Annotated in this window: 19 protein-coding genes; 11 read left to right on the top strand and 8 right to left on the bottom strand. The window is 75.0% G+C overall.

Translation table 11 applies throughout. The features are described 5' to 3' along the window. The first annotated feature begins 245 nt into the window (after positions 1-245). On the top strand, positions 246-4,235 hold the full coding sequence (gene hrpA, locus EV188_RS22395) for an ATP-dependent RNA helicase HrpA (protein ID WP_133828519.1): 3,990 nt from the start codon (positions 246-248) through the stop codon (positions 4,233-4,235). A 32-nt stretch (positions 4,236-4,267) separates the two neighbouring features. Here the strand turns inward: hrpA and EV188_RS31860 are convergent, their stop codons facing one another. Further along, positions 4,268-4,561, bottom strand: a complete 294-nt coding sequence (locus EV188_RS31860) for a DUF3040 domain-containing protein (RefSeq protein WP_166660019.1) — start codon at positions 4,559-4,561, stop codon at positions 4,268-4,270. 121 nt (positions 4,562-4,682) lie between these two features. On the opposite strand from EV188_RS31860, the gene glsA (EV188_RS22385) reads away from it, so the two are divergent. From glsA (EV188_RS22385) to EV188_RS22375, 3 genes are read left to right on the top strand one after another with little or no spacing between them, the layout of a single operon-like run. Further along, positions 4,683-5,693: a glutaminase A gene (gene glsA / locus EV188_RS22385; protein WP_243741912.1), complete on the top strand. Its 1,011-nt coding sequence runs from the start codon at positions 4,683-4,685 to the stop codon at positions 5,691-5,693. A gap of 20 nt (positions 5,694-5,713) precedes the next feature. Continuing rightward, positions 5,714-6,718: a glutaminase A gene (gene glsA, locus EV188_RS22380; RefSeq protein ID WP_243741911.1), complete on the top strand. Its 1,005-nt coding sequence runs from the start codon at positions 5,714-5,716 to the stop codon at positions 6,716-6,718. Between the two features lie 8 nt (positions 6,719-6,726). Beyond that, positions 6,727-6,909 carry a DUF1707 SHOCT-like domain-containing protein gene (locus EV188_RS22375; RefSeq protein WP_243741910.1) on the top strand — a complete coding sequence of 61 codons (183 nt, stop codon included), beginning with the start codon at positions 6,727-6,729 and terminating at the stop codon, positions 6,907-6,909. Here EV188_RS22375 and EV188_RS22370 read toward each other — a convergent pair. Together EV188_RS22370 and EV188_RS22365 are read right to left on the bottom strand one after the other, a co-directional pair. Further along, positions 6,878-7,783, bottom strand: coding sequence for a slipin family protein (locus EV188_RS22370; protein ID WP_133828515.1), 906 nt, complete (start codon positions 7,781-7,783; stop codon positions 6,878-6,880). The genes EV188_RS22375 and EV188_RS22370 overlap by 32 nt on opposite strands. 84 nt (positions 7,784-7,867) lie before the next feature. Beyond that, positions 7,868-8,047 carry a PspC domain-containing protein gene (locus EV188_RS22365; protein WP_133828514.1) on the bottom strand — a complete coding sequence of 60 codons (180 nt, stop codon included), beginning with the start codon at positions 8,045-8,047 and terminating at the stop codon, positions 7,868-7,870. A gap of 240 nt (positions 8,048-8,287) precedes the next feature. Between EV188_RS22365 and EV188_RS22360 the strand changes: the two genes are divergently transcribed. The 7 genes from EV188_RS22360 to EV188_RS22330 all read left to right on the top strand — a co-directional run bounded on the left by EV188_RS22360 (position 8,288) and on the right by EV188_RS22330 (position 15,798). Then, positions 8,288-9,472 carry an inositol-3-phosphate synthase gene (locus EV188_RS22360; RefSeq protein ID WP_243741909.1) on the top strand — a complete coding sequence of 395 codons (1,185 nt, stop codon included), beginning with the start codon at positions 8,288-8,290 and terminating at the stop codon, positions 9,470-9,472. Next, positions 9,448-10,389 carry an HD domain-containing protein gene (locus EV188_RS22355; protein WP_243741908.1) on the top strand — a complete coding sequence of 314 codons (942 nt, stop codon included), beginning with the start codon at positions 9,448-9,450 and terminating at the stop codon, positions 10,387-10,389. The genes EV188_RS22360 and EV188_RS22355 overlap by 25 nt, the downstream gene beginning before the upstream one ends. After that, positions 10,386-11,498, top strand: a complete 1,113-nt coding sequence (locus tag EV188_RS22350) for a class I SAM-dependent methyltransferase (protein WP_208114337.1) — start codon at positions 10,386-10,388, stop codon at positions 11,496-11,498. Before EV188_RS22355 ends, EV188_RS22350 begins: the two co-directional genes overlap by 4 nt. Continuing rightward, positions 11,495-12,475 carry a Gfo/Idh/MocA family protein gene (locus EV188_RS22345; protein ID WP_243741907.1) on the top strand — a complete coding sequence of 327 codons (981 nt, stop codon included), beginning with the start codon at positions 11,495-11,497 and terminating at the stop codon, positions 12,473-12,475. Before EV188_RS22350 ends, EV188_RS22345 begins: the two co-directional genes overlap by 4 nt. After that, positions 12,466-13,296: an MBL fold metallo-hydrolase gene (locus EV188_RS22340; RefSeq protein ID WP_133828512.1), complete on the top strand. Its 831-nt coding sequence runs from the start codon at positions 12,466-12,468 to the stop codon at positions 13,294-13,296. The genes EV188_RS22345 and EV188_RS22340 overlap by 10 nt, the downstream gene beginning before the upstream one ends. Beyond that, complete coding sequence (locus EV188_RS22335) at positions 13,293-14,771, top strand: YcaO-like family protein (RefSeq protein ID WP_133828511.1); 1,479 nt, start codon at positions 13,293-13,295, stop codon at positions 14,769-14,771. The genes EV188_RS22340 and EV188_RS22335 overlap by 4 nt, the downstream gene beginning before the upstream one ends. Before the next feature lie 112 nt (positions 14,772-14,883). Then, positions 14,884-15,798 (top strand): IclR family transcriptional regulator, encoded by a 915-nt coding sequence (locus tag EV188_RS22330; protein ID WP_133828510.1) that lies wholly within the window; start codon positions 14,884-14,886, stop codon positions 15,796-15,798. Here the strand turns inward: EV188_RS22330 and EV188_RS22325 are convergent. The 5 genes from EV188_RS22325 to EV188_RS22305 form a co-directional block, all read right to left on the bottom strand. After that, a complete protein-coding gene (locus EV188_RS22325) occupies positions 15,779-17,641 on the bottom strand; it encodes a sigma-54-dependent Fis family transcriptional regulator (protein ID WP_133828509.1) in 1,863 nt (620 codons plus the stop codon). The two genes, EV188_RS22330 and EV188_RS22325, sit on opposite strands and share 20 nt — an antisense overlap. A gap of 138 nt (positions 17,642-17,779) precedes the next feature. Continuing rightward, complete coding sequence (locus tag EV188_RS22320) at positions 17,780-18,286, bottom strand: bifunctional nuclease family protein (protein WP_166660018.1); 507 nt, start codon at positions 18,284-18,286, stop codon at positions 17,780-17,782. Between the two features lie 41 nt (positions 18,287-18,327). Further along, positions 18,328-18,579, bottom strand: a complete 252-nt coding sequence (locus tag EV188_RS22315) for a hypothetical protein (protein WP_133828507.1) — start codon at positions 18,577-18,579, stop codon at positions 18,328-18,330. Beyond that, a complete protein-coding gene (locus EV188_RS22310; protein WP_133828506.1) occupies positions 18,576-19,181 on the bottom strand; it encodes a hypothetical protein in 606 nt (201 codons plus the stop codon). Before EV188_RS22310 ends, EV188_RS22315 begins: the two co-directional genes overlap by 4 nt. Next, complete coding sequence (locus EV188_RS22305) at positions 19,178-19,804, bottom strand: hypothetical protein (RefSeq protein WP_133828505.1); 627 nt, start codon at positions 19,802-19,804, stop codon at positions 19,178-19,180. The genes EV188_RS22310 and EV188_RS22305 overlap by 4 nt, the downstream gene beginning before the upstream one ends. Between the last annotated feature and the right edge of the window lie 16 nt (positions 19,805-19,820).

The raw sequence follows: 19,820 nt of genomic DNA, 5'->3' as shown, positions 1-19,820 counted from the left end.
CCCGGGTGACCAGGGAGCCTGACTGCGGGTCCAGACGTTACGTTCCGTCGACGATGATGGCGACTGCTGTCGCTCGAACAGCCTAATTCTGGTTTCGCTGCGTGACCAGACTGGTCGGGAACAGCCCAGGTCGCGCGTGCGCTGACAATGGTGAACGGGAAGTCCGTGGACCCGGTAGTGAGCATGGTCCTGTCCCGTGTCCCGTCGTCCCGGGACACCACGTCCTGCGAGGAGGAACCCGCACGGTGCCCGCTGCCACCCACGCGACGTCCGTCGTCGACGGGGACATCGACGCGCGCGTGGACGCGCTCGGCCCCGCGGACGCGGGACGCCTGCGCCGCCGCATCGCCGGCGCGCGGCGCATCGACGACGCCGACAAGCGCGCCGGCACGCTCGACAGGATCGCGGGCGACGTCACCGCGGCCGAGGAGCGCCTGGCGCGTCGCCGCGCGTCGGTGCCGGCCGTCTCCTACCCCGAGGCGCTGCCGATCACCGAGCGCGTCGGCGACATCCGTGCGGCGCTCGAGTCCCACCAGGTGGTCGTCGTCGCGGGGGAGACCGGCTCGGGCAAGACCACGCAGCTGCCGAAGATCGCGCTCGAGCTGGGCCGCGGCGTCCTCGGCACGATCGGGCACACGCAGCCCCGCCGCATCGCCGCGCGCACGGTCGCCGAGCGCGTCGCCGAGGAGCTGGGCACCACCGGCACCGACACCGTCGGCTACCAGGTGCGGTTCACGAGCCGGGCGAGCGAGGACACGCTGGTCAAGTTGATGACCGACGGCATCCTGCTCGCCGAGATCCAGCAGGACCGGCTCCTGCGCCGCTACGACACCCTCATCATCGACGAGGCGCACGAGCGCAGCCTCAACATCGACTTCCTGCTCGGCTACCTCGCCCAGCTCCTGCCGCGCCGCCCCGACCTCAAGGTGGTCATCACCTCGGCGACGATCGACCCGGAGCGCTTCAGCCGGCACTTCGGCGACGCGCCGATCATCGAGGTCAGCGGCCGCACCTATCCCGTCGAGGTCCGCTACCGGCCGCTCGTGGACGAGGAAGGCGACCAGCGCGACCAGGTCGAGGGCATCCTCGACGCCGTCGACGAGCTGCGCCGCGAGGGTCCGGACGGCGACGTCCTGGTGTTCCTCTCCGGCGAACGGGAGATCCGCGACGCCGCGGACGCGCTCAACGAGCACGCCGAGGACCTCGACGTCCTGCCCCTCTACGCGCGCCTGTCCGCGGCCGAGCAGCACCGGGTCTTCGAACCGTCGCAAGGTGGGCGACGCCGCGTCGTGCTCGCGACCAACGTCGCCGAGACCTCGCTGACCGTGCCGGGCATCCGCTACGTCGTCGACCCCGGGCTCGCGCGCATCTCCCGCTACTCGCGGCGCACCAAGGTCCAGCGGCTGCCGATCGAGCCGATCTCGCAGGCGTCGGCCACCCAGCGCGCCGGGCGCTGCGGGCGCGTCGCCGACGGCATCTGCATCCGGCTCTACGCCGAGGACGACTTCGACGCGCGCCCCGAGTTCACCGACCCCGAGATCCAGCGCACCAACCTCGCCTCGGTGATCCTGCAGATGGCGGGCGCCAAGCTCGGGCCGGTCGAGGAGTTCCCGTTCGTCGACCCGCCCGACCGGCTCGCGGTCCGCGACGGCGTCCGCCTGCTCACCGAGCTCGGCGCGCTGGTGGGCGGCGACGCCACGCGGCTCTCCGACACCGGTCGGCAGCTCGCGCGCCTGCCCGTCGACCCCCGCATCGCGCGCATGGTGCTCGCCGCCGACGAGCTGGGCTGCCTGCACGAGGTCACCGTCATCGCCGCCGGGCTCTCCGCGCAGGACCCGCGCGAGCGTCCGGCGGAGAAGACGGCCGAGGCGGACGCGGCGCACGCGCGGTTCACGGACCCGCGCTCGGACTTCCTGTCCTGGGTGCACCTGTGGGAGCACATCCGCGCGGGCCGGCGTGAACTGAGCTCGAACCAGTTCCGCAAGCGCTGCCAGGCCGAGTTCCTCAACCACCTGCGCATCCGCGAGTGGCAGGACCTGGCCGCGCAGCTGCGCCAGCTCGGCGACGAGCTCGGGCTGACCCGCAACGAGCCGGCGCAGGAGATGACCAAGGAGCTGGGCCGGCGCATCCACCAGGCGATGCTCACCGGCCTGCTCTCGCAGATCGGGCTGGCGCAGGAGCCGCCGAAGGACCCGAAGACCGGGAAGCCGAGGAAGCGCGCGCTCGTCGAGTACGAGGGCTCGCGCGGCGCCCGGTTCGCGATCTGGCCCGGGTCCACGCTGGCCAAGCGCCCGCCGACGATGGTGATGGCCGCCGAGCTCGTGGAGACCTCACGACTCTGGGCCCGGACCGTCGCGGGCGTCGACCCGGCGTGGGTCGAGGAGGCCGCGGGCGAGCTCGTCACCCGCACCCACTCCGAGCCGCGCTGGTCGAAGCGCCGCGGCACGGCCGTGGCCACCGAGCGGGTGTCGCTGTTCGGGGTGCCGCTCGCGATGGACCGCACCGTCGACTACGGCAAGATCGACCGCGAGGTGGCGCGCGACCTCTTCGTCCGCCACGCCCTGGTGCTGAACGAGTGGAACACCCGCCACGCGTTCGTCACCCGCAACCGCGAACGGCTCGAGCAGGTCGCCGAGATGGAGCGCCGGGCGCGCCGCGAGCTCGTCGTCGACGAGGACACGATCCTCGCCTTCTACGACGCGCGCGTGCCCGCCGACGTCGTCTCGGTGCGTCACTTCGACCGCTGGTGGCAGAAGGCCTCGCGGCGCGACCCGCACCTGCTCGACCTCGACCCCGAGGCGCTGCTCGCCGGTGAGGCCCCGACCGCCGAGCAGTACCCCGACTCGTGGACCTCGGGCGGCCTGACGCTCCCGCTGTCGTACGCCTTCGAGCCGGGCGCCGAGAGCGACGGCGTGACGGTCAGCGTGCCGCTGGCGGTGCTCGGGCAGGTGCGCGCCGAGGACCTCGCGTGGCAGGTGCCCGGGCTGCGCGAGGAGATGCTCACCGCGCTCGTGCGCTCGCTGCCCAAGAACCTGCGCCGCTCGCTGGTGCCCGCACCGGACTCCGCGCGAGCCCTGCTGGCGCGCCTCGCGCACGACGGGCGGCCGAAGGCCGACGAACCGCTGCTCCCCGCCCTGTCCGACGCGGTCCGGCGGCTCTCGGGGCTGTCCGTACCGACCGAGGCGTGGAACGTCGCCGGCCTCCCCTCGCACCTCCGGCTGACGTTCCGGGTGACCGACGACGACGGCGGAACCGTCGCGGAGGGCCCGGACCTCGGGGCGCTGCGCCGCCGGCACGCCGCGGCGACGCGGGCGGCCGTGGCCGCGGTCGCCGACGGGGCGGAACGGCGCGGGCTGACGTCGTTCGCCGAGGTGGGCGAGCTGCCCCGCACCCGCGAGCAGCGGCGCTCCGGCGGCACGGTGACCGCGCACCTGGCGCTCGTCGACACGGGCCACGCCGTCGACATCCGCGTGTTCGACTCGGCGTTCGAGGCCCGCGACGCCATGCGCGCGGGCACCCGGCGCCTGCTGCGGCTCGCGATCGCCTCCCCGGCGCGCTCGCTGGTGCGCTCGCTCGACAACCGCGCGGTGCTGCGCCTGCGCGGGGCGATGACCGCCGGCGGGTACTCCGACGTCGCCGCGCTCGCCGAGGACTGCGTGGACGCCGCGATCGACGCCCTCGTCGCCACGGGCGGTGGCCCGGCGTGGGACCCGGCGGCGTTCGAGAAGCTGCGCGCCCACGTGGCCGCGCGCCTGCCCGCCGCGGCGGCCGAGGTGCTCTCGCGCGCCGAGACCGTGCTGGGCGAGGCGGGGCAGGTGGAGCTGGCGGTCAGCGAGCTCGCGCGGCGACCCGGCGGCCTGCTCACCGACGCGCTCGACGACGTCCGCGGGCAGCTGCGGGTCCTGGTCGGCGACCGCTTCGTCGCCCGCACCCCGGTGGCGCGCCTGCCCGACGTCGCCCGCTACCTGCGGGCGGTGCGCAAGCGCCTCGAGAAGCTGCCGACCGGGCCGGTGCGCGACGCCGAGGCGACCGCGGCCGCGCACCGCGTCGAGGCGGAGTACCGCGCCCAGCGCACCCGCGCGGCCGCCGAGCCGCGCAGCTTCGACCGCGACGGCTACGACGCGGTGGCGTGGATGCTCCAGGAGCTGCGCGTGAGCCTCTACGCCCAGGAGATCGGCACCCCGGGCCCCGTCTCCGAGCAGCGGATCACGAAGGCGCTGGCGAAGCTCATGTGAGCGGTTTCTGCCCCTATAGGGACGGAAACCGCTCACATACGGCTCGGTGGGTCGCCCTGGTGCATGGCCCAGGCGATGAGGGCCACGGGGACGACGAGGAGCACGGCCGTCGCGACGGCGGCGAGGACGAAGACGCCCGGCACGACGAGCAGGGTCACGCCCACCACCGCGAGGACGCCGACCAGGAGCCACGCGAGCCCGGCCCGTCGTGGACGTCGCCCTGGCAGGTCCCGCAGCCGGCGGGCGAACGCCGGGTCGACGACCTCCTCGCGCGCCGCGAGCGCAGCCAGCAGCTCCTGTTCCCGGCGGGTGAGCGGGCGTTCCATGGCAGACCTCGAGGGTGCGCGCCGGCGTCGTCGCCGGACCCCGATGAGCATGCCGTGGATCCGCGGGCGGCGCACCCACCGCGGTGGTACAGAAGAGGCGGGAGAGAGGATGCGCCCCGTGGTGAGCGATGCCGAGGAGGCGCTGGTCCAGGAGCAGCTCGAGCAGCTGCACGACCACCACGCCGACGAGCACGAGGAAGACATCGTCTCGATCGCGCTCCCGGCCGCCGAGGGCGAGGAGGACGTCTTCGGGCTCGCCGGGACGTCGGTCGACGGGACCCAGTGGACGGTCGGCGACTGCGAGTTCCGCTTCCCGCTGCAGTCGATCTCCAAGGTCGTCACCTATGCCCTCGCGCTCGAGGACAACGGCCGCGAGACGACGCTGCGCCACGTCGGCGTCGAGCCCTCCGGCGACCCGTTCCACTCGATCACCTTCGACGACGAGCACCAGCGCCCGCACAACCCGATGGTCAACGCGGGCGCGCTCGTCGCCGCCTACCTGGTGCACGGCGACACCGCGGACGAGAAGGTCGCGCGGATCCTGGAGCGGATGCGGGCGTTCTGCGGCGTGGGCGACCTCGAGGTCGACCAGGAGCTGCTCGCCGACCAGCTCGCGTCGGCCGACCGCAACCTCGCGATCAGCTACCTCATGCGCTCGCTGGGCATGCTCACCGGCGACATCGAGGAGAACCTGCGCGTCTACCTGTCGATGTGCTCGGTCCGCGTCACCACCTGCGAGCTCTCGACCCTCGGCGCGACCCTCGCCAACGGCGGCCTGAACCCGCTGACCGGGCAGCGGGCCCTCAGCGCGGCGCACGTCCGCGACGTCGTCAGCGTGATGATGACCTGCGGCATGTACGACGCGGTCGGCGAGTGGGCCACCGACGTCGGCATCCCGGCGAAGAGCGGGGTCTCGGGCGGCATCGTCGCGGTGATGCCGGGCCGCCTCGGGCTGGCGACGTTCTCGCCCGGGCTCGACGAGCACGGCAACTCGGTGCGCGGGCAGGCGGTGTTCCGCGAGCTCTCGCTGCGCTACGGGCTGCACATGTTCGCCTCGCCCGACCAGACCCGCTTCGGGCGGCTGTACCGGACCGGAGGACCGCGGCTGACGCGGGCGTCGCCCGCCGTCTGATCACGGGCAGAATGTCGGACGTGGTCGCCGTGGGAGAACAGGAACTCGTCCGCAAGCAGCTCGACGAGCTCCACGCCAGGTTCGGGAGCTTCGGTGAGGACCAGGTCGTCAGCTACTACCCGGAGGACGCGCCGGACGACCAGCGCCACTTCTTCGGGCTCGCCGGCACCAACATCGACGGCACGCAGTGGCAGGCCGGCGACTGCTCGGTGCCCTTCCCGCTGCACTCGGTCTCCAAGGTCTTCACCTACGGCCTGGCCCTCGAGGACAACGGCGCCGAAGCGACCCTCGCCCGCGTCGGCGTCGAGCCCTCGGGCGACCCGTTCAACTCGATCACCTTCGACGAGGTCCACCACCGGCCCTACAACCCGATGATCAACGCGGGCGCGCTGGTCGCGGCGAACCTCGTGGCCGGCCGGGACGTCGACGAGAAGGTCGACCGGATCCTCGAGCGCTACCGCGCCTACTCCGGCAACCCGAACCTCGCCGTCGACCAGCGCATCCTGCGCCAGCAGCTGCGCAGCAACGACCGCAACCTCGGGCTCTGCTACGTCATGCGCTCGCTCGGGATGATCACCGGGGACATCGACGAGGTCGTCGAGACCTACCTCTCGGCCTGTTCCATCACGGTGACCGCGGCCGACCTCAGCGTCATGGGCGCCACGCTCGCCAACGGTGGCCGGAACCCGCTCACCGGCGAGCGCGCGGTCGCCCGGGAGTACGTCCGCGACATCGTCAGCGTGATGATGACCTGCGGCATGTACGACGCCGCGGGCCAGTGGGCCAACGAGGTCGGCATCCCCGCCAAGAGCGGGGTCTCCGGCGACATCGTCTGCGTGCTGCCCCGCTACTTCGGTTTCGGCGTCTACTCGCCGGGCCTCGACGTGCACGGCAACTCGGTGCGCGGCGTCGCCCTGTGCCGCGAGCTCTCCGAGACGTTCGGTCTGCACGTGTTCGCCGACCCCGCCGACTCGCGCTTCGGGCGGGTCGCGCAGCCGACGCTGCCCGGAGACGGCGGGGGATGATGGCGGACGTGCCAGACGTCCGGGCGTCCGACGCCGAACGCGAGATCGTGGTGGAGCGTCTCCAGCGCGCGATGGGCAACGGCCGGCTGACCGTTGCGGAGTTCGACGAACGGGTGGCGGCGGCCTACGCCGCCACCACCCGCGGTCAGCTCGCCGAGCTCACGAAGGACCTGCCCGGCCATCTCTGGTGACGGCCTCCGCCGCGTCGTCCGCGTCGTCCCCCTCGTCCGCGAGCGGGTCCCCCACCGCCGTCTCGGCCGCGGCGTCGATCGCCCGGCGGATGGCCTCCGGCGCCGCCGCGCCCTGCGCGAGCGAGGCGTTCTCGAAGAACCGCAGCAGCTCCACCGGCATCGGCATGACCAGCGTGGAGTTCTTGTCCGCGGCCACCTCGGTGACGGTCTGGAGCAGGCGCAGCTGCAGCGCGCCGGGTGTCGCGCTCATGCGCTGCGAGGCCTGGGTGAGCTTCTCGGACGCCTCGAGCTCGGCCTGCGCGGCGATGACGCGGGCGCGGCGGTCGCGCTCGGCCTCGGCCTGCCGCGACATCGAGCGGCGCATGCCCTCGGGGAGCGCGATGTCCTTGATCTCGACGCGGTCGATGCTCACGCCCCAGTCCTCGGTGGGCGCGTCGATGACCGCCTTGAGCTCGCTGTTGATCGCGTCCCGGTCCGAGAGCAGCGTGTCCAGATCGGCCCGCCCGATCACCGAGCGCATCGAGGTCTGGGCGACCTGCGAGGTGGCCCGCAGGTAGTCGTCGACGTTGATCACCGCGCGGACGGGGTCGGCGACGCGGAAGTACACGACCGCGTCCACGCCGATGGTGACGTTGTCCCGGGTGATCGCGTTCTGGGACGGCACGTCGAGCACCGTCGTCTGCACCGGCACCTTCCGCATGCGGTCGACGAACGGGACGATCACCCGCAGTCCGGGCTCGCGCACGGCCGGCAGCAGCCGGCCGAAGCGCAGCACGACACCGCGTTGGTACTGCTGCACGGCCTGCACGGCCGCACCACCGGTGATCAGCGCCAGCAGCACGACCACGACGGCGACGATCAGGAGCGCATCCATGCGCGCCTCCTCCCGACGGGTCCCTCCCAGCCTCCTCCTCGGAGCTGATCATCGGCTGGCGGTGCGCTGAGCGGCGCCTGAGCACTACCGCTTCGGCATGATCACCCACAGCGCGAGGTAGATCACGAACTGCGGCCCGGGCAGCAGGCAGGACAGCACGAACAGCAGCCGCACCACGCCGGCGGACATGCCGAAGCGCTCGGCGAGCCCGGCGCACACCCCGGCGATGACCTTGTTGTACTGAGGTCTGGTCAAGGTGGCCATGACGTCTCCGTTCCCTCGGTGGTGGTCTGTCCCCTCCGACTCTCCGTCAACGTGCACCTCGCGACATGGGTGCCCGACCCCGGACTTTTCCAGGGCCGGATCCAGGGCTCCGTGACGCCGCTCACCGAGGTCTGTCGACCGCTCGTCGTGGATCCGCGGTTTCGAGCACGAGAAGCGGGTGGTACGTCCGGCGGGGTCCACACCGGGCTGAGTACTTCTGATGGGTCGAGGAGGACCAACGTGGCGGAGAACGCTCGCACGGGAGTGGCGATCGTCGGGCTCGGTGGGGCAGTGGCCACCACCGCGGTCGCCGGCGTCGAGATGATGAAGCTGGGCGCCGCGGGCACCGAGGGCCTCCCGCTCGCCGACGCCGAGGGCCTGGTGCCCTACACCTCGCTGGTGTTCGCCGGCTGGGACGTGGAGGGCGACGACCTGGCCAAGGCCGCGCAGGTCCACCGCGTGCTCGACGACCGGCAGATCGAGGCCGCGGGCCCGGCGCTGACCGGCATCGCGCCGTGGCCGGCCGTCGCCGACCCCGAGTACTGCCGCAACGCCCGCGGCACCAACCTGGTCGCCGTCGCGGGCCTGCGCGACCGCGTGGCGCACATCGCCGCGGACCTGCGCCGCTTCCGCGAGGAGCAGGGGCTCGACGACCTCGTCGTCGTCAACCTCGCGTCCACCGAGCGCTGGCCGGACCTGACCCTGCCCGCGCTGGCGACCGCCGACGGCTTCGAGAAGGCCCTCGACGTCGACGACGCCGCGATCACCCCGGGCATGCTCTACGCCTACGCCGCGATCACCGAGGGCAGCCCGTACGTCAACTTCACGCCGAGCGCGGCCGCCGACGTCCCCGCCCTGCTCGAGCTCGCCGAGCAGCGCGGGGTGCCCGTCGCCGGCAAGGACGGCAAGACCGGCCAGACGATGATGAAGACGGTGCTCGCGCCGGCGTTCCGCTCGCGCGCCCTGACCGTCGACGGCTGGTACTCGACGAACATCCTCGGCAACCGCGACGGCGAGATCCTCGACGACCCCGACTCGCTGTCCAGCAAGGTCGCGACGAAGGGCTCGGTGCTCGACGACATCCTCGGCTACGAGGTCGGCGACCACGTCGTGCGCATCGACTACTACCGCCCGCGCGGTGACGAGAAGGAGGCCTGGGACAACATCGACCTGGTCGGCTTCCTCGGCCAGCGGATGCAGATCAAGGTCGACTTCATGGCCCGCGACTCCGTGCTCGCGGCGCCGCTGGTGCTCGAGCTCGTGCGGCTCGTCGTCGAGGCCCAGCGCCGCGGCGAGGGTGGCGCGCAGGAGCAGCTCGGCTACTTCTTCAAGGCGCCGACCACCCGCGACGGCTCGCGTCCCGAGCACGCCCTGTACCGCCAGGAGCAGGTGCTGCGCGAGTGGATCGCCGCGGGCGCCGCGTGACGACGGCCCTGGTGGCGCCCTCCGCCCGGTACGCCGCGGTCCCCGGACTGTTCCGCGAGGTCGGCGACCTCAAGCGCGTCCGCACCGCGGACGCCGAGGGGTCGATGGCGTCGCGCGCGTTCGCCCGGGCGTGGTCGGCGCTCGTCGGCGGCGCCGACCCGACGGCCGTGGCGGACCGGGAGACCGCGGCGGCCGTGGCGGGCGCCCGCCTCGCCGGGATCGACGCCGCCGTCCTCGCCGAGGCCGGTCTCGACGGGGACGCCGCGGGAGTGGTCCTGCGGCGCGCGGTGGACGAGGTCGCCGCCGGGGTCGTGCACCCCGCCACGCTGGACCGGCTGCGCGCGGCGCCACCGCCGGCGGGCGCCGCCGTGGCGCTCCCGGCGTTCATCGACGCGCTGCGCCGCCAGCCCCGGGCCGGGGCGACGGCGCCGGGCCGGGCGCGCCTGATCGCCGAACCGCCGGAGGACCACGGCGAGCACTGCTGGGCGGTGGCCGTGTACGGCGCCCTGCTCGCCGAGGACCACGGCGCCGACCGCGGCGACGCCTTCCTGCTCGGGCTCGCCCACCACCTGCACAACGCCGTGCTGCCCGACGCCGGGTTCGCCGGCGAGACCCTGCTCGGCGAGCACCTCGACGCCGTGGTCGACCGGCTCACCGCGCGGGCGCTCGGCGAGCTGCCCGGCGAGCTCGCCGACCGCGTCCGTCCCCTGCTCGCCGCCCGCGCCGACGCCGAGACCCCGCTCGGCGCGACGTTCCACGCCGCCGACGTCCTCGACCGCGTGCTGCAGGTGCACCACCACGCGCGGGCGGCGTCGTTCACGGTCCGCGAGGCGCTCGACGACCTCGAGCTCGTGCACGCCTCGCCGGTCCAGGAGCACCAGAACGCGGTGCTCGCGGCGGCGGGGCTGCTGCCGTGAGCGTCTCGACCGCGTCGGCGCTGGTCAGCCCCGTGACCGGCGCCGCGCTGCACGCCGACGCGCCGCACAGCCTCACCGACGGGGCGACGCGGTGGCCGGTGCTCGACGGCGTCCCGTACCTGCGCGCCGGGCGCGAGGAGGTCCGCGGCCGCGCGCTCGCCGCCCTCGACGACGGCCGCCCGGACGACGCCGCGGCCGTGCTGCTGGCCGACAACGACGACTGGTGGGACCAGCCCCCGCCGCCCGCCGAGCAGCTCCGGGCGACCCGGCACGCCACCTCGCTGCGCGAGGCCGTCACGGGCCTCGGGCTCGGGCGGGTCGGCGACTACTTCCTGCACCGCGACCACGACCCCTCGGGGCTCGCCGTCCTCGCCCTGACCGCGGCGCACCCGCCGGCCGGGCGTCCCGTGCTCGACCTCGCCTGTGGCGCCGGGCACCTCCTGCGCCGCCTCGCGCAGCACGGCGAGCGGGACCTGACCGGCGTCGACGTCGTCTTCGCCAAGCTCTGGCTCGCCCGCCGCTTCGTGGTGCCCGCGCACGTCGACCTCGTCTGCGCCGACCTCGCGCACCCCTGGCCGGTGCCGCCCGCCGAGGGCGCGTACGTCGCCGCGCACGACGTCCTCTACTTCCTCGACGACCCGGCGGCGGTGCTCGCGACGGCCGCCGGGCACGCCGGACCCGGCGGGGCCGTGGTCGCCGCGCACTGCCACAACGTCGGCCAGCCCGGGCACCCGCGCCCGCCCGAGTCCTGGGCCGCGCTCCTGCCCGAGGCGTCCTGCTACGGCGAGGAAGAGCTGACCGCGGCGACGCTCGAGCGACGCCTCCCGCGGCCGGCGCCGGCCGAGGACCTCGCCGACACCGAGGCCGTCGCGCTGGCCCGCGACCTCACCGGCTTCGCGGGTGAGCCCGCACTGCTGGACCCGGCGACCGACGCCGACCTGCGCCCGAACCCCCTCTACGCCGACGGCGTGCGCCGGTGGCCGAACGACGTCTGGGCCGCCGAGTACGGCCCGCGCGCCGCGACCTACCTGCCCGAGCGATGGCCCGACCCGCTGCCCGACGATGCCGTGGCGCGCCGGCTGCTGGTCGATCTGCCGGAGAGTTGGTGACGGGCTGGGGCGTGGTCGGCGCCGGGTGGGTGGCCCGCGACCACGTGCTCCCCGCCGTCGCCGCCGACCCCGCCGCGCACCTCGTCGGCGTGCACGACCGGGACCCGGCGGCGCTCGACGGGCTCGCGCCGGTCTACGCCGACCTCGACGACCTGCTCGCCGCCCCGGGCCTCGACGCCGTCTACGTCGCCACCCCGAACCACGCGCACGCGCCGGTCGTGGAGCGGGTCGCGGCCGCCGGCCTCCCGGTGCTGTGCGAGAAGCCGCTCGCCCACGACGTGCCGACGGCGAAGGAGATGGTCGCCGCGACCGAGGGCCTGCTCGCCGGCACCGCGTTCGACCAGCGCTTCCACCCCGCGCACGAGGTGATCGCGCAGCGGGTCGCGGCCGGCGACCTGGGCGTCGTCACCACCGTGCGGATCGTCTACGGCTGCTGGCTGCCGCCGGACTGGCGCACGCCGGTGGGCGGCCGGGACAACTGGCGGGTGGACCCCGCGCGGGCGGGCGGCGGCGCGATGATCGACCTCGCCCCGCACGGCCTCGACCTCACCGGGTGCGTGCTCGGCGAGGACGTCGTCGACCTCGTCGCGCTGACCGCGACGCGGGTCCACGCCTACGCGCCGGGCGTCGACGACACCGCGGTCCTCGCCGGCCGCACCGCGAGCGGCACGCTGCTGTCACACCATGTCAGCTTCTCCACCGCCGACCCGCTGCCGCGCCGGCGGCTCGAGGTCGTCGGCACCCGGGCCCAGCTCGTCGCCGAGGACACCCTCGGCCAGGACCCCGGCGGCACGCTCACCCGCATCGACGCGACGACCGGCGCCGCCGCACCCGTCGCGTTCGACACCGGGACCGGCCCGTTCACGCGGCAGCTGGCGGCGTTCGGCGCCGCCGTCCGCGGCGAGGCGCCGTGGCCGTACCCGCTGCACCGCGACCTCGCGCTGCACACCCTGCTGATGGAGGCGGCATGCCCCTGAGCCCCTGGACCTGCACCAACTGCGGCCACTGGCAGCGCTGGTTCGACGTCCCGCCGCAGTGCCCGGTCTGCGTCGACGTCCGCAACGCCCTGCCCGAGGACGGCTGGGAGTTCCACGCGTTCGACGACCTCGCCGCCGGCCGCGAGGCGCGGTGGGAGGAGGTCACGCCGGGCGTCACCGCCTTCTGGTGCGAGCCGCAGGTCGGGCTCGGCACCTGCGGCTGGGTGATCGAGACCGACAACGGCCTCGTCGGCTTCGAGGGCGCCGGCTTCTACCCCGACGCGGCGATCGCCGAGCTGCGCCGCCGCGGCGGGCTCGTCGCGCTCGGCGCCAGCCACGTCCACGGCTACGGCGCGCTCTTCCAGCTCCAGGACGAGCTCGCCCCGCCGGTGCTCGGCATCGGCGTGCGGGACCTGGAGTGGACCAAGGCGTTCCGCGTGACCTGGCCCCTCGACGACCGCCACGCGTTCGCGCCCGGCCTCGTCGCCCACCGCACCGGCGGGCACTTCGACGGCCACAACGTCCTGCACGACGAGCGCCGGGGCATCCTCTTCTGCGGCGACATGCTCAAGCCGAGCTTCGACGCCGACGGCGCCACGGTCGGGCTGTCGGCCCACAAGGCCTACCACGCGCAGATCCCGCTCTCCCATCAGGAGATCCGCGACGCCTACGCCGTCATCGAGGCGCTCGACTTCGAGGCGGTCGCGACGCCGTTCGAGTACGCGCCGCACATCTCGACCAAGACGGTCCTCGCGCTCTACGACCGGCTGCTGTCCGCGCAGCCGGTGGCCGGGCCGATCCCGCTGGAGGAGCTCGGGTGACGGCCTCCCTGGACGACGTGACCGCGGGCCTCGACGCCGCGCTGCCACCCGGCGACGTCGGCGACACCGAGCTCTCCGCCGCCGACCGAACGGGGGTCGCCGTGGTCTCCGCCGACCACGCCGACCCCGCGGGCGAGTGGCCGCGCAGCGGCGCCTTCGGCTACGGCCTGTCGACCGAGCGCGCCCGGGTGGCGGCGCACGCCGAGCTCGCCGAGGAGATGCTGCTGTCGCGGCGGCTGCGCGAGCTCGCGCCGGTGCGCGACTCCTACACCGCGCTGCGAGCGGTGCGCGGCGGCGACCGCGTCGTCGACCCGGTCTCCCTCGTCCTGCCCGCGGGCACCGCGTACGACCCGGACCGGCCCCGCTGGTGGCTGCCGACGACGCGGTGGCGCACCGGCGAGGAGGTGCTCGTCCCCGCGGAGTTCGCCGCGGCCTACCCGGTCGACCTCGACTGGCAGCCCGCCGACGAGCGGCTCGTCACCGTGATCACCAACGGCTGCGGCGCCGGGGACACCGTCGAGCGGGCCGTCGGTCACGCGCTCGGCGAGCTGCTCCAGCGCGACGGGAACGCCACGGCCTTCCGCGCGCTCGACCGCGGGATCGTCATCGACACCGGGGGCGTGACCGACCCGGACACCCGGCGCCTGCTCGACCACCTCGCCGCCGTCGGCATCACCGTGGTCCCGAAGCTCGCCTCGACGGCCTTCGGGGTGACCGACCTGCACGTCGTCGGCCACGACACCGACCCCGCCGACGCGCCGCACCCGATCTCGGTGACCGCCTGCGGGGAGGCCGCGCACCCCGACCGCGAGGTCGCCCTGCAGAAGGCGCTGCTCGAGTTCTGCTCCGCGCGCGTGCGCAAGCTGGTCGCGCACGCCGACCTGGACACCGTGCGCCCGCTGTTCGACGCCCGGTACTGGGAGCGCGAGCTGGCCCACCCGGTGCCGCCGCAGGAGCGGCGGGCGTTCGAGGCGATGGCGGACTGGACCGCGTGCGGGCCCGCCGCCCTGCGCGACCTGCTGGCGCCCACGGTCCTCGCGCAGCGGGAGACGGTGGCGTTCACCGACCTCCCGCACACCCCCGGGCTCGACGAGCCCCGCGCGCTGCTCGACGACCTCCTCGCGCGCCTCGACGGCTTCGACGTGCTGACCGTGGTCGCCGACGCGGGGTCGGCGGTGACCGCGAAGGTCATCGTGCCGGGGCTCGAGGTCGAGACGATGTCCTACGGGCGGATCGGGGCCCGGGGCGTCGAACGTCTGCTCGACACCGGTCTCGCGGGGCTGGGCGACCCGCCCCACGCGGGCGCGCAGCCTGTGGCCCTGACGTCCGAGGGGCGCGCCCGGCTGGGCGGTCCGGCCTGGCTGGACCGCGCCGCGGTCGACCGCACGGTGGGCGAGCTCTACCCCCTCTACCGCGAGCCGACGCGCCACGCGCTGGCCCGCGCGGGGGCCGGGGAGCCCGTCGACCTGCGATGATGCATCTATCCGGGCGGTCCCGGCGGTCCGAAGATCGCCTCCGGACGCCCGGTCGTCGCGCCGTCTCACACTGAGACAGGCGTCACCTCGGGATGGTCCTACCGTCGGGGACGTGGACGACGACGTGGTGCCCGCAGGCGGTGGTTCGCGGTCGCTGAAGACCGCGGCGACGGTCCTGCGCGCGCTGCGCCTGCTCGGGGACCACCCGGACGGCCTGTCCGCCAGCGACCTCGCCGAGGAGCTCGGCAAGAGCGCCGCGACCGCCCGCTACATGATCAACACCTTGTGCGAGGCCGGCTACGCCGAGCGCGAGGGCTCCGGGCGCTGCCGCCTGTCCGACGCGCCGCCGTGGGGCCACTGGGGCACGGTCCCCGCCGCGAGCCCCGTGCCCGGCGACCCGGACCCCGGCGCCGTGCTGGCCGAGGCCACCACCGAGCTCTACCGCCGTACCCGCCAGCGCTCGTACCTCGTGCGCCGCACGGGCACCGTGGTCGCGACCGTCACCGACTCGCGCGGTCACCAGGGCCTCGCGAAGCACCCGGGGCTCGGCACCCACGTGCCGCCGATCCACGCGCACGCCCTCGCCATGACGAAGGTCCTGCTCGCGACCTCGGCGGAGTACCGCGAGGCGGTCGACGAGGAGGGCGACGCGCTCACCGCCCTGACCCCGGCGACGGTCACCGACCTCAGCACGCTGCAGGCCGAGCTCGAGGACGTCCGCCGCGACGGCGTCGCCCTGGACCGCGAGGAGTTCGCGGGCGGCTTCGCCTCGATCGCCGCCCCGGTCGTCTCGCCGTCCGGCGCCGCCACGGTCGCCCTGGGCCTCTCCTGCTCGGCGCGCCGGCTGGCGCTCGACGAGGACGAGCTCGTCGAGGCCGTCCGCGCGGTGGCCGCGCGGGCGAGCGCGCAGTGGGCCGGGGAGATCGGCGCGCGTCAGGTCGGCATGCCGCCCGCGCGCCCGAACGAGACGGTGGAGCGCGACGCCCCGCTGGACCGCGAGTTCGGGTTCACCGGCCCACGTCGGTGATGCCGAAGGCCCGCAGGCGCCGGTAGAGCGTCGCGCGGCCGATCCCCAGCGCGCTCGCCGCCTGCGAGCGGTTGCCGTTCGCCTCGACCAGCGCGGACACGATGAGGTCGCGCTCGGCGGTCTCCAGCGGCGTGAGACGCCGGCGGGTGCCGCTGACCGCGAACTCGGCGGGCAGGTCGGCCGCCTCGACGTCGCCGGCGGGCCGCGCGGCGAGCGCGCGGCGCAGCACCCCGGCGAGCTGGGTGACGTTGCCGGGCCAGCGGGCCCCGGTGAGCAGGGCCGCGGTCTCGGGCGTGCACCGCGCGCGCCGCGACGGCGCGAGCCGCGCGATGAGGGCCGCGGCGATGAGCGGGATGTCGTCGGGCCGGCGGCGCAGGGGCTCGACCAGCACGGACGTGGCGAACCCGGCGAGCATCCCGCCGAGCGGCCCATCGTCGGGCGGCCGCTCCGCGGTGAGCAGGCCGACCACCCACCACGACGACGGGACCTCGGCGAGCAGGGAGGTCAGCGCGCCCACCCCGGCCGCGTCGAGGGCCTCGGTGTGCCGCACGACCACGGTGACCGCGCCCGCACCGGACGTGGACGCCTCCGCGGCGTAGCCGGCGAGCGTCACGGCCGCCTCCGGGTCGGACCCGTCGACGGCGACCCAGCGCGCCCCGGGCCGGACCTCGGAGTGGGCGGCGCGGACGGCGGCTGCCTTGCCGGTGCCCGGCTCGCCGAGCACCACGGTGCTCCGGGCCGCGCCGGCGGCGGCACGCAGCGCCCCCGCGACGGTGCGCCACGGCCGCGAGTCGCCGGCGAGCCCGGGCAGCGGGCGCTCCACGGACGAGGGAGACGGCGGGAACCAGGCCGACGAGGACCCGGCGGGCGAGGGCGGGGCGGGCAGCTCGGCGGTGCGGGGGGAGGTCCGGCTCGCGTCGTCGCCGCCCGCGAGCCGCAGACTGCTGCGGCTGGGCACGACCTCCACGACCACGCCCACCGGCCGCTCGGCCGGCACCGGGGTGATCATCAGACGGGCGGGGCCGTCGGTGAGCAGCACACGGTCCTGGTGGGGACGCCCGCCGACGCCCAGCTCCATCGCCCGCACCGTGACCCGCTCCTGGTCGAGCGCGGAGAGGCCGCGGGCCGCGCGGTTGACCATCACGAGCTCGTCGGTGAGCGCGAGGACCGGCCCGCGCGTGCGCGCGCATGTCGCGCGGAACGCGGCCATGACCCGGCGGATGCCGACGCCGCCGCGCTCGCGCAGGACGTCCTCGATGTCGGTGGCGGCCTGCTGGGCGAGGAAGCGCATGAGGTCGTTGGCCTCGGAGCGCAGGCAGGTGACGTCGAGGATGCCGGCCAGCGCGCCGTCCGGGCCCCGCACCGGGGCGCCCGCGCACGCGAACGCCTGCAGGCGCTCGCTGAAGTGCTCGGCCCCGACGACCAGCGCCGGGATCGCCCCCTCGAGCGAGGTGCCCACCCCGTTGGTGCCGGCGAACTCCTCGGCGTAGCTGAACCCGGGCGCGAGCGAGATGGCGTCCAGGCGGCGCTGCAGCTCGCCCTCGCCGACCCGCCGCTCGAGCACCCGGCCGTCGGCGTCGGTGAGCACCACGGCCACGGACATGCCCGAGAGCCGCTCGGCGAGGTCGTCGAGCACCGGGCGGGCGCAGTTGGACAGGCTGCCGTCGAAGTCGAGGTCGGGCTCGTAGGGCAGGTCGAGCTGGCTCGCGTCGACCCCGGCGTTCCGCGAACGCTCCCAGGAGTCGACGATCTCGGGACGGACGATGCCGGAGGCGCTCACGCTGCCCCGGTCCACGAAGAACTCTCGCGCGCGACCGAGGGCGCTCTGGGCGCGTCCGTCCATGGGCCACCTCGCCATCGGCCACCACGGTCGACGTGATGGCTAACACGGCATCCTACGGGCCGGACGCGCCCCGCAGGACCCCTTCGCTGTCTCGGATCGAGACGGCCGCGTACCGCGACGCCGCAGGTCAGGACGGTCTCAGCCGGGGTCGGCCCCCGACGGGCGGCCCTCGCCGGCGTCCGGCGGGCGGGCGAAGTCCTGCGGGGTGGCCTGCTCGAGGAACGCCCGCATCTCCTCGACCTGCTCGGCGGCCTGGCGCGCGGGCTCCTGCCGGTCGCCCCCCAGCTCGCTGTAGGACTGGCCGACCGCGTCGACCACGGAGTCGGCGACCTCGAGGGGCAGGGCCTCCCGCACGGTCACCGCGAGCACGTCGCTCGGGCGCCCGGGCAGGCGCGTGCCGTCGTCGAGCACCAGCTCCGCGCGGAAGCGGTCGTCGACGAGGTCGACGATCTCGCCGCGCTCCAGGCGCCGGCCGAGGCGCACGGCGAGCTCGCCGATGAGGTCCTGGGTGAGGCGGTCGTCGTCGTCCGGCGCCGCGGCCCGCGGACCCCGGTCGATGATCTCGGCCTGGGGCCCGCGCACCGACACGACCACGCACCGGTCGGCGTTCTCCTCCACGAGCAGCGCGAGCGGCTCGCGGGTCATCCTGTGCACCACGAGCCGCGCGAAGCGCATCGCGACCACGGCTACTCCCGGGAGTCGGTGGAGTCGACCGGGTCGAACGCCGCCCGCAGCGCCGCGAGGTCCTCCCGCACGCGCTCGGCGTCCTGCCCCTCCCCCCACGAGGGGTCGCCCGGGGTGATGCCCAGCGAGCTCAGCAGCTCGGCCGCCGCGGCCGAGGGGTCGCCGTTCTCCCCCAGGACCGGGTGCAGGCCCTGGTCGGCGAGGTGCTCGAAGACGAGGTTGACGACGGTCCAGGGGTTGTACTTCTCGATCACTCGTCGCCCTCCGGGGTGTCGGTGAGCTCGACCTCGTCCAGCGTCTCGAGCTCGGTCGGGCTCAGGGCGCGGGCGCCCTCGAGGACCGTCCCCTGGTGCTCGGCGATGCGCTGGTCCACGCGCTGGCTGAGCTGGTAGGCGATCGCGCCGGTCTGGTGCACCGAGATCGTGTCCGGCAGGGCCTGGCGCGTGGACGTGATCGCCACGCCCTGGGGCACGCCGTCGGCGACGGCCACGCCGACCTCGAAGGTCTCGCGGGGGTTCTTCGCGGGGTCGGCGTAGTGCTTCTTGAGCTGGCGCAGCATCTTGTGCCAGCCGAGCACCTCGCCCTCGAGCTCGAGGGAGGTGACGTCGTCCTCGGTGAGGTTCATGCCGCGCTCGCCGGGAGCGAAGCAGCGCGAGTACGACAGCAGGGCCGTGGTCCACAGCGACTCGACGACCACCGGGTCGGGCTCGGGGACGCTCAGCTGCGTGACGAGGCGCTCGCAGGACAGCAGCACCGTCTGCAGGTCGTCGAAGATCGCGGCGAGGTCGGCGAGCGCCACCGCGGCCGGCGATCCGATGCGCCGGACGGTGCGCGGGGTCTCGCTGGGGGCGCTCATGCGACGAGCTCCTTCCTGGTGTGCTGTCGGGGGATGGCGTCCACCGCGGGTCGGTCGTCGGGGGCCTCGTCGAGGACCGCGTCGAGGACACTGTCGAGCAGCGCGACGAGGACGATGTCGCGCTCGGGCGAGCCCGGCGGCCCGGCCACGGCGACGAGGCCGTGGAGCGCGGCGACGAGCTCGTCGAGGGCGGCGAGCCCGCAGCTCACGAGGGCCCAGCGCGGCAGCCGGCGGGCGAGCGGACCCGGCAGGGCCGTGCCCCACAGGCGCCGCGAGCGCCGGGCCCGCGCGAGCCGCCGGGTCGCGCCGCGGTCGTACGGGCGGGTGACGAGCGTGGCCTCGGCCGTCAGGGCCACGAGCCGCCAGGTCAGCGCCGGGTCGTCGCTGTCGGCACGGGCGAGCGCCTCGGCCCGCCCGAGCAGCGCGGCCCGCCCCTCCGGCGAGCACCGGTCGTTGACCTGGGTGGCCAGCGCCGCGACGGCGGGGTGGGTGCACCGGGGCCACGCCCGGAAGGGCTCCCCCGCCAGTACCGAGACGTGCTCCATGAGACAACGGCCGGCCCCGGGGTCGTCGTGGTTGCCGGGATCGAGCCGGACCGGCTCGCCGTCCGGAAGACGCGGCATGGCGGGAGCACTCCTC

Source organism: Actinomycetospora succinea (genome assembly GCF_004363095.1).
GTDB classification, from domain to species: domain Bacteria; phylum Actinomycetota; class Actinomycetes; order Mycobacteriales; family Pseudonocardiaceae; genus Actinomycetospora; species Actinomycetospora succinea.
The sequence above is the reverse complement of the archived record's forward strand: the minus strand, read 5'-3'. Positions and strand labels throughout refer to the sequence as shown.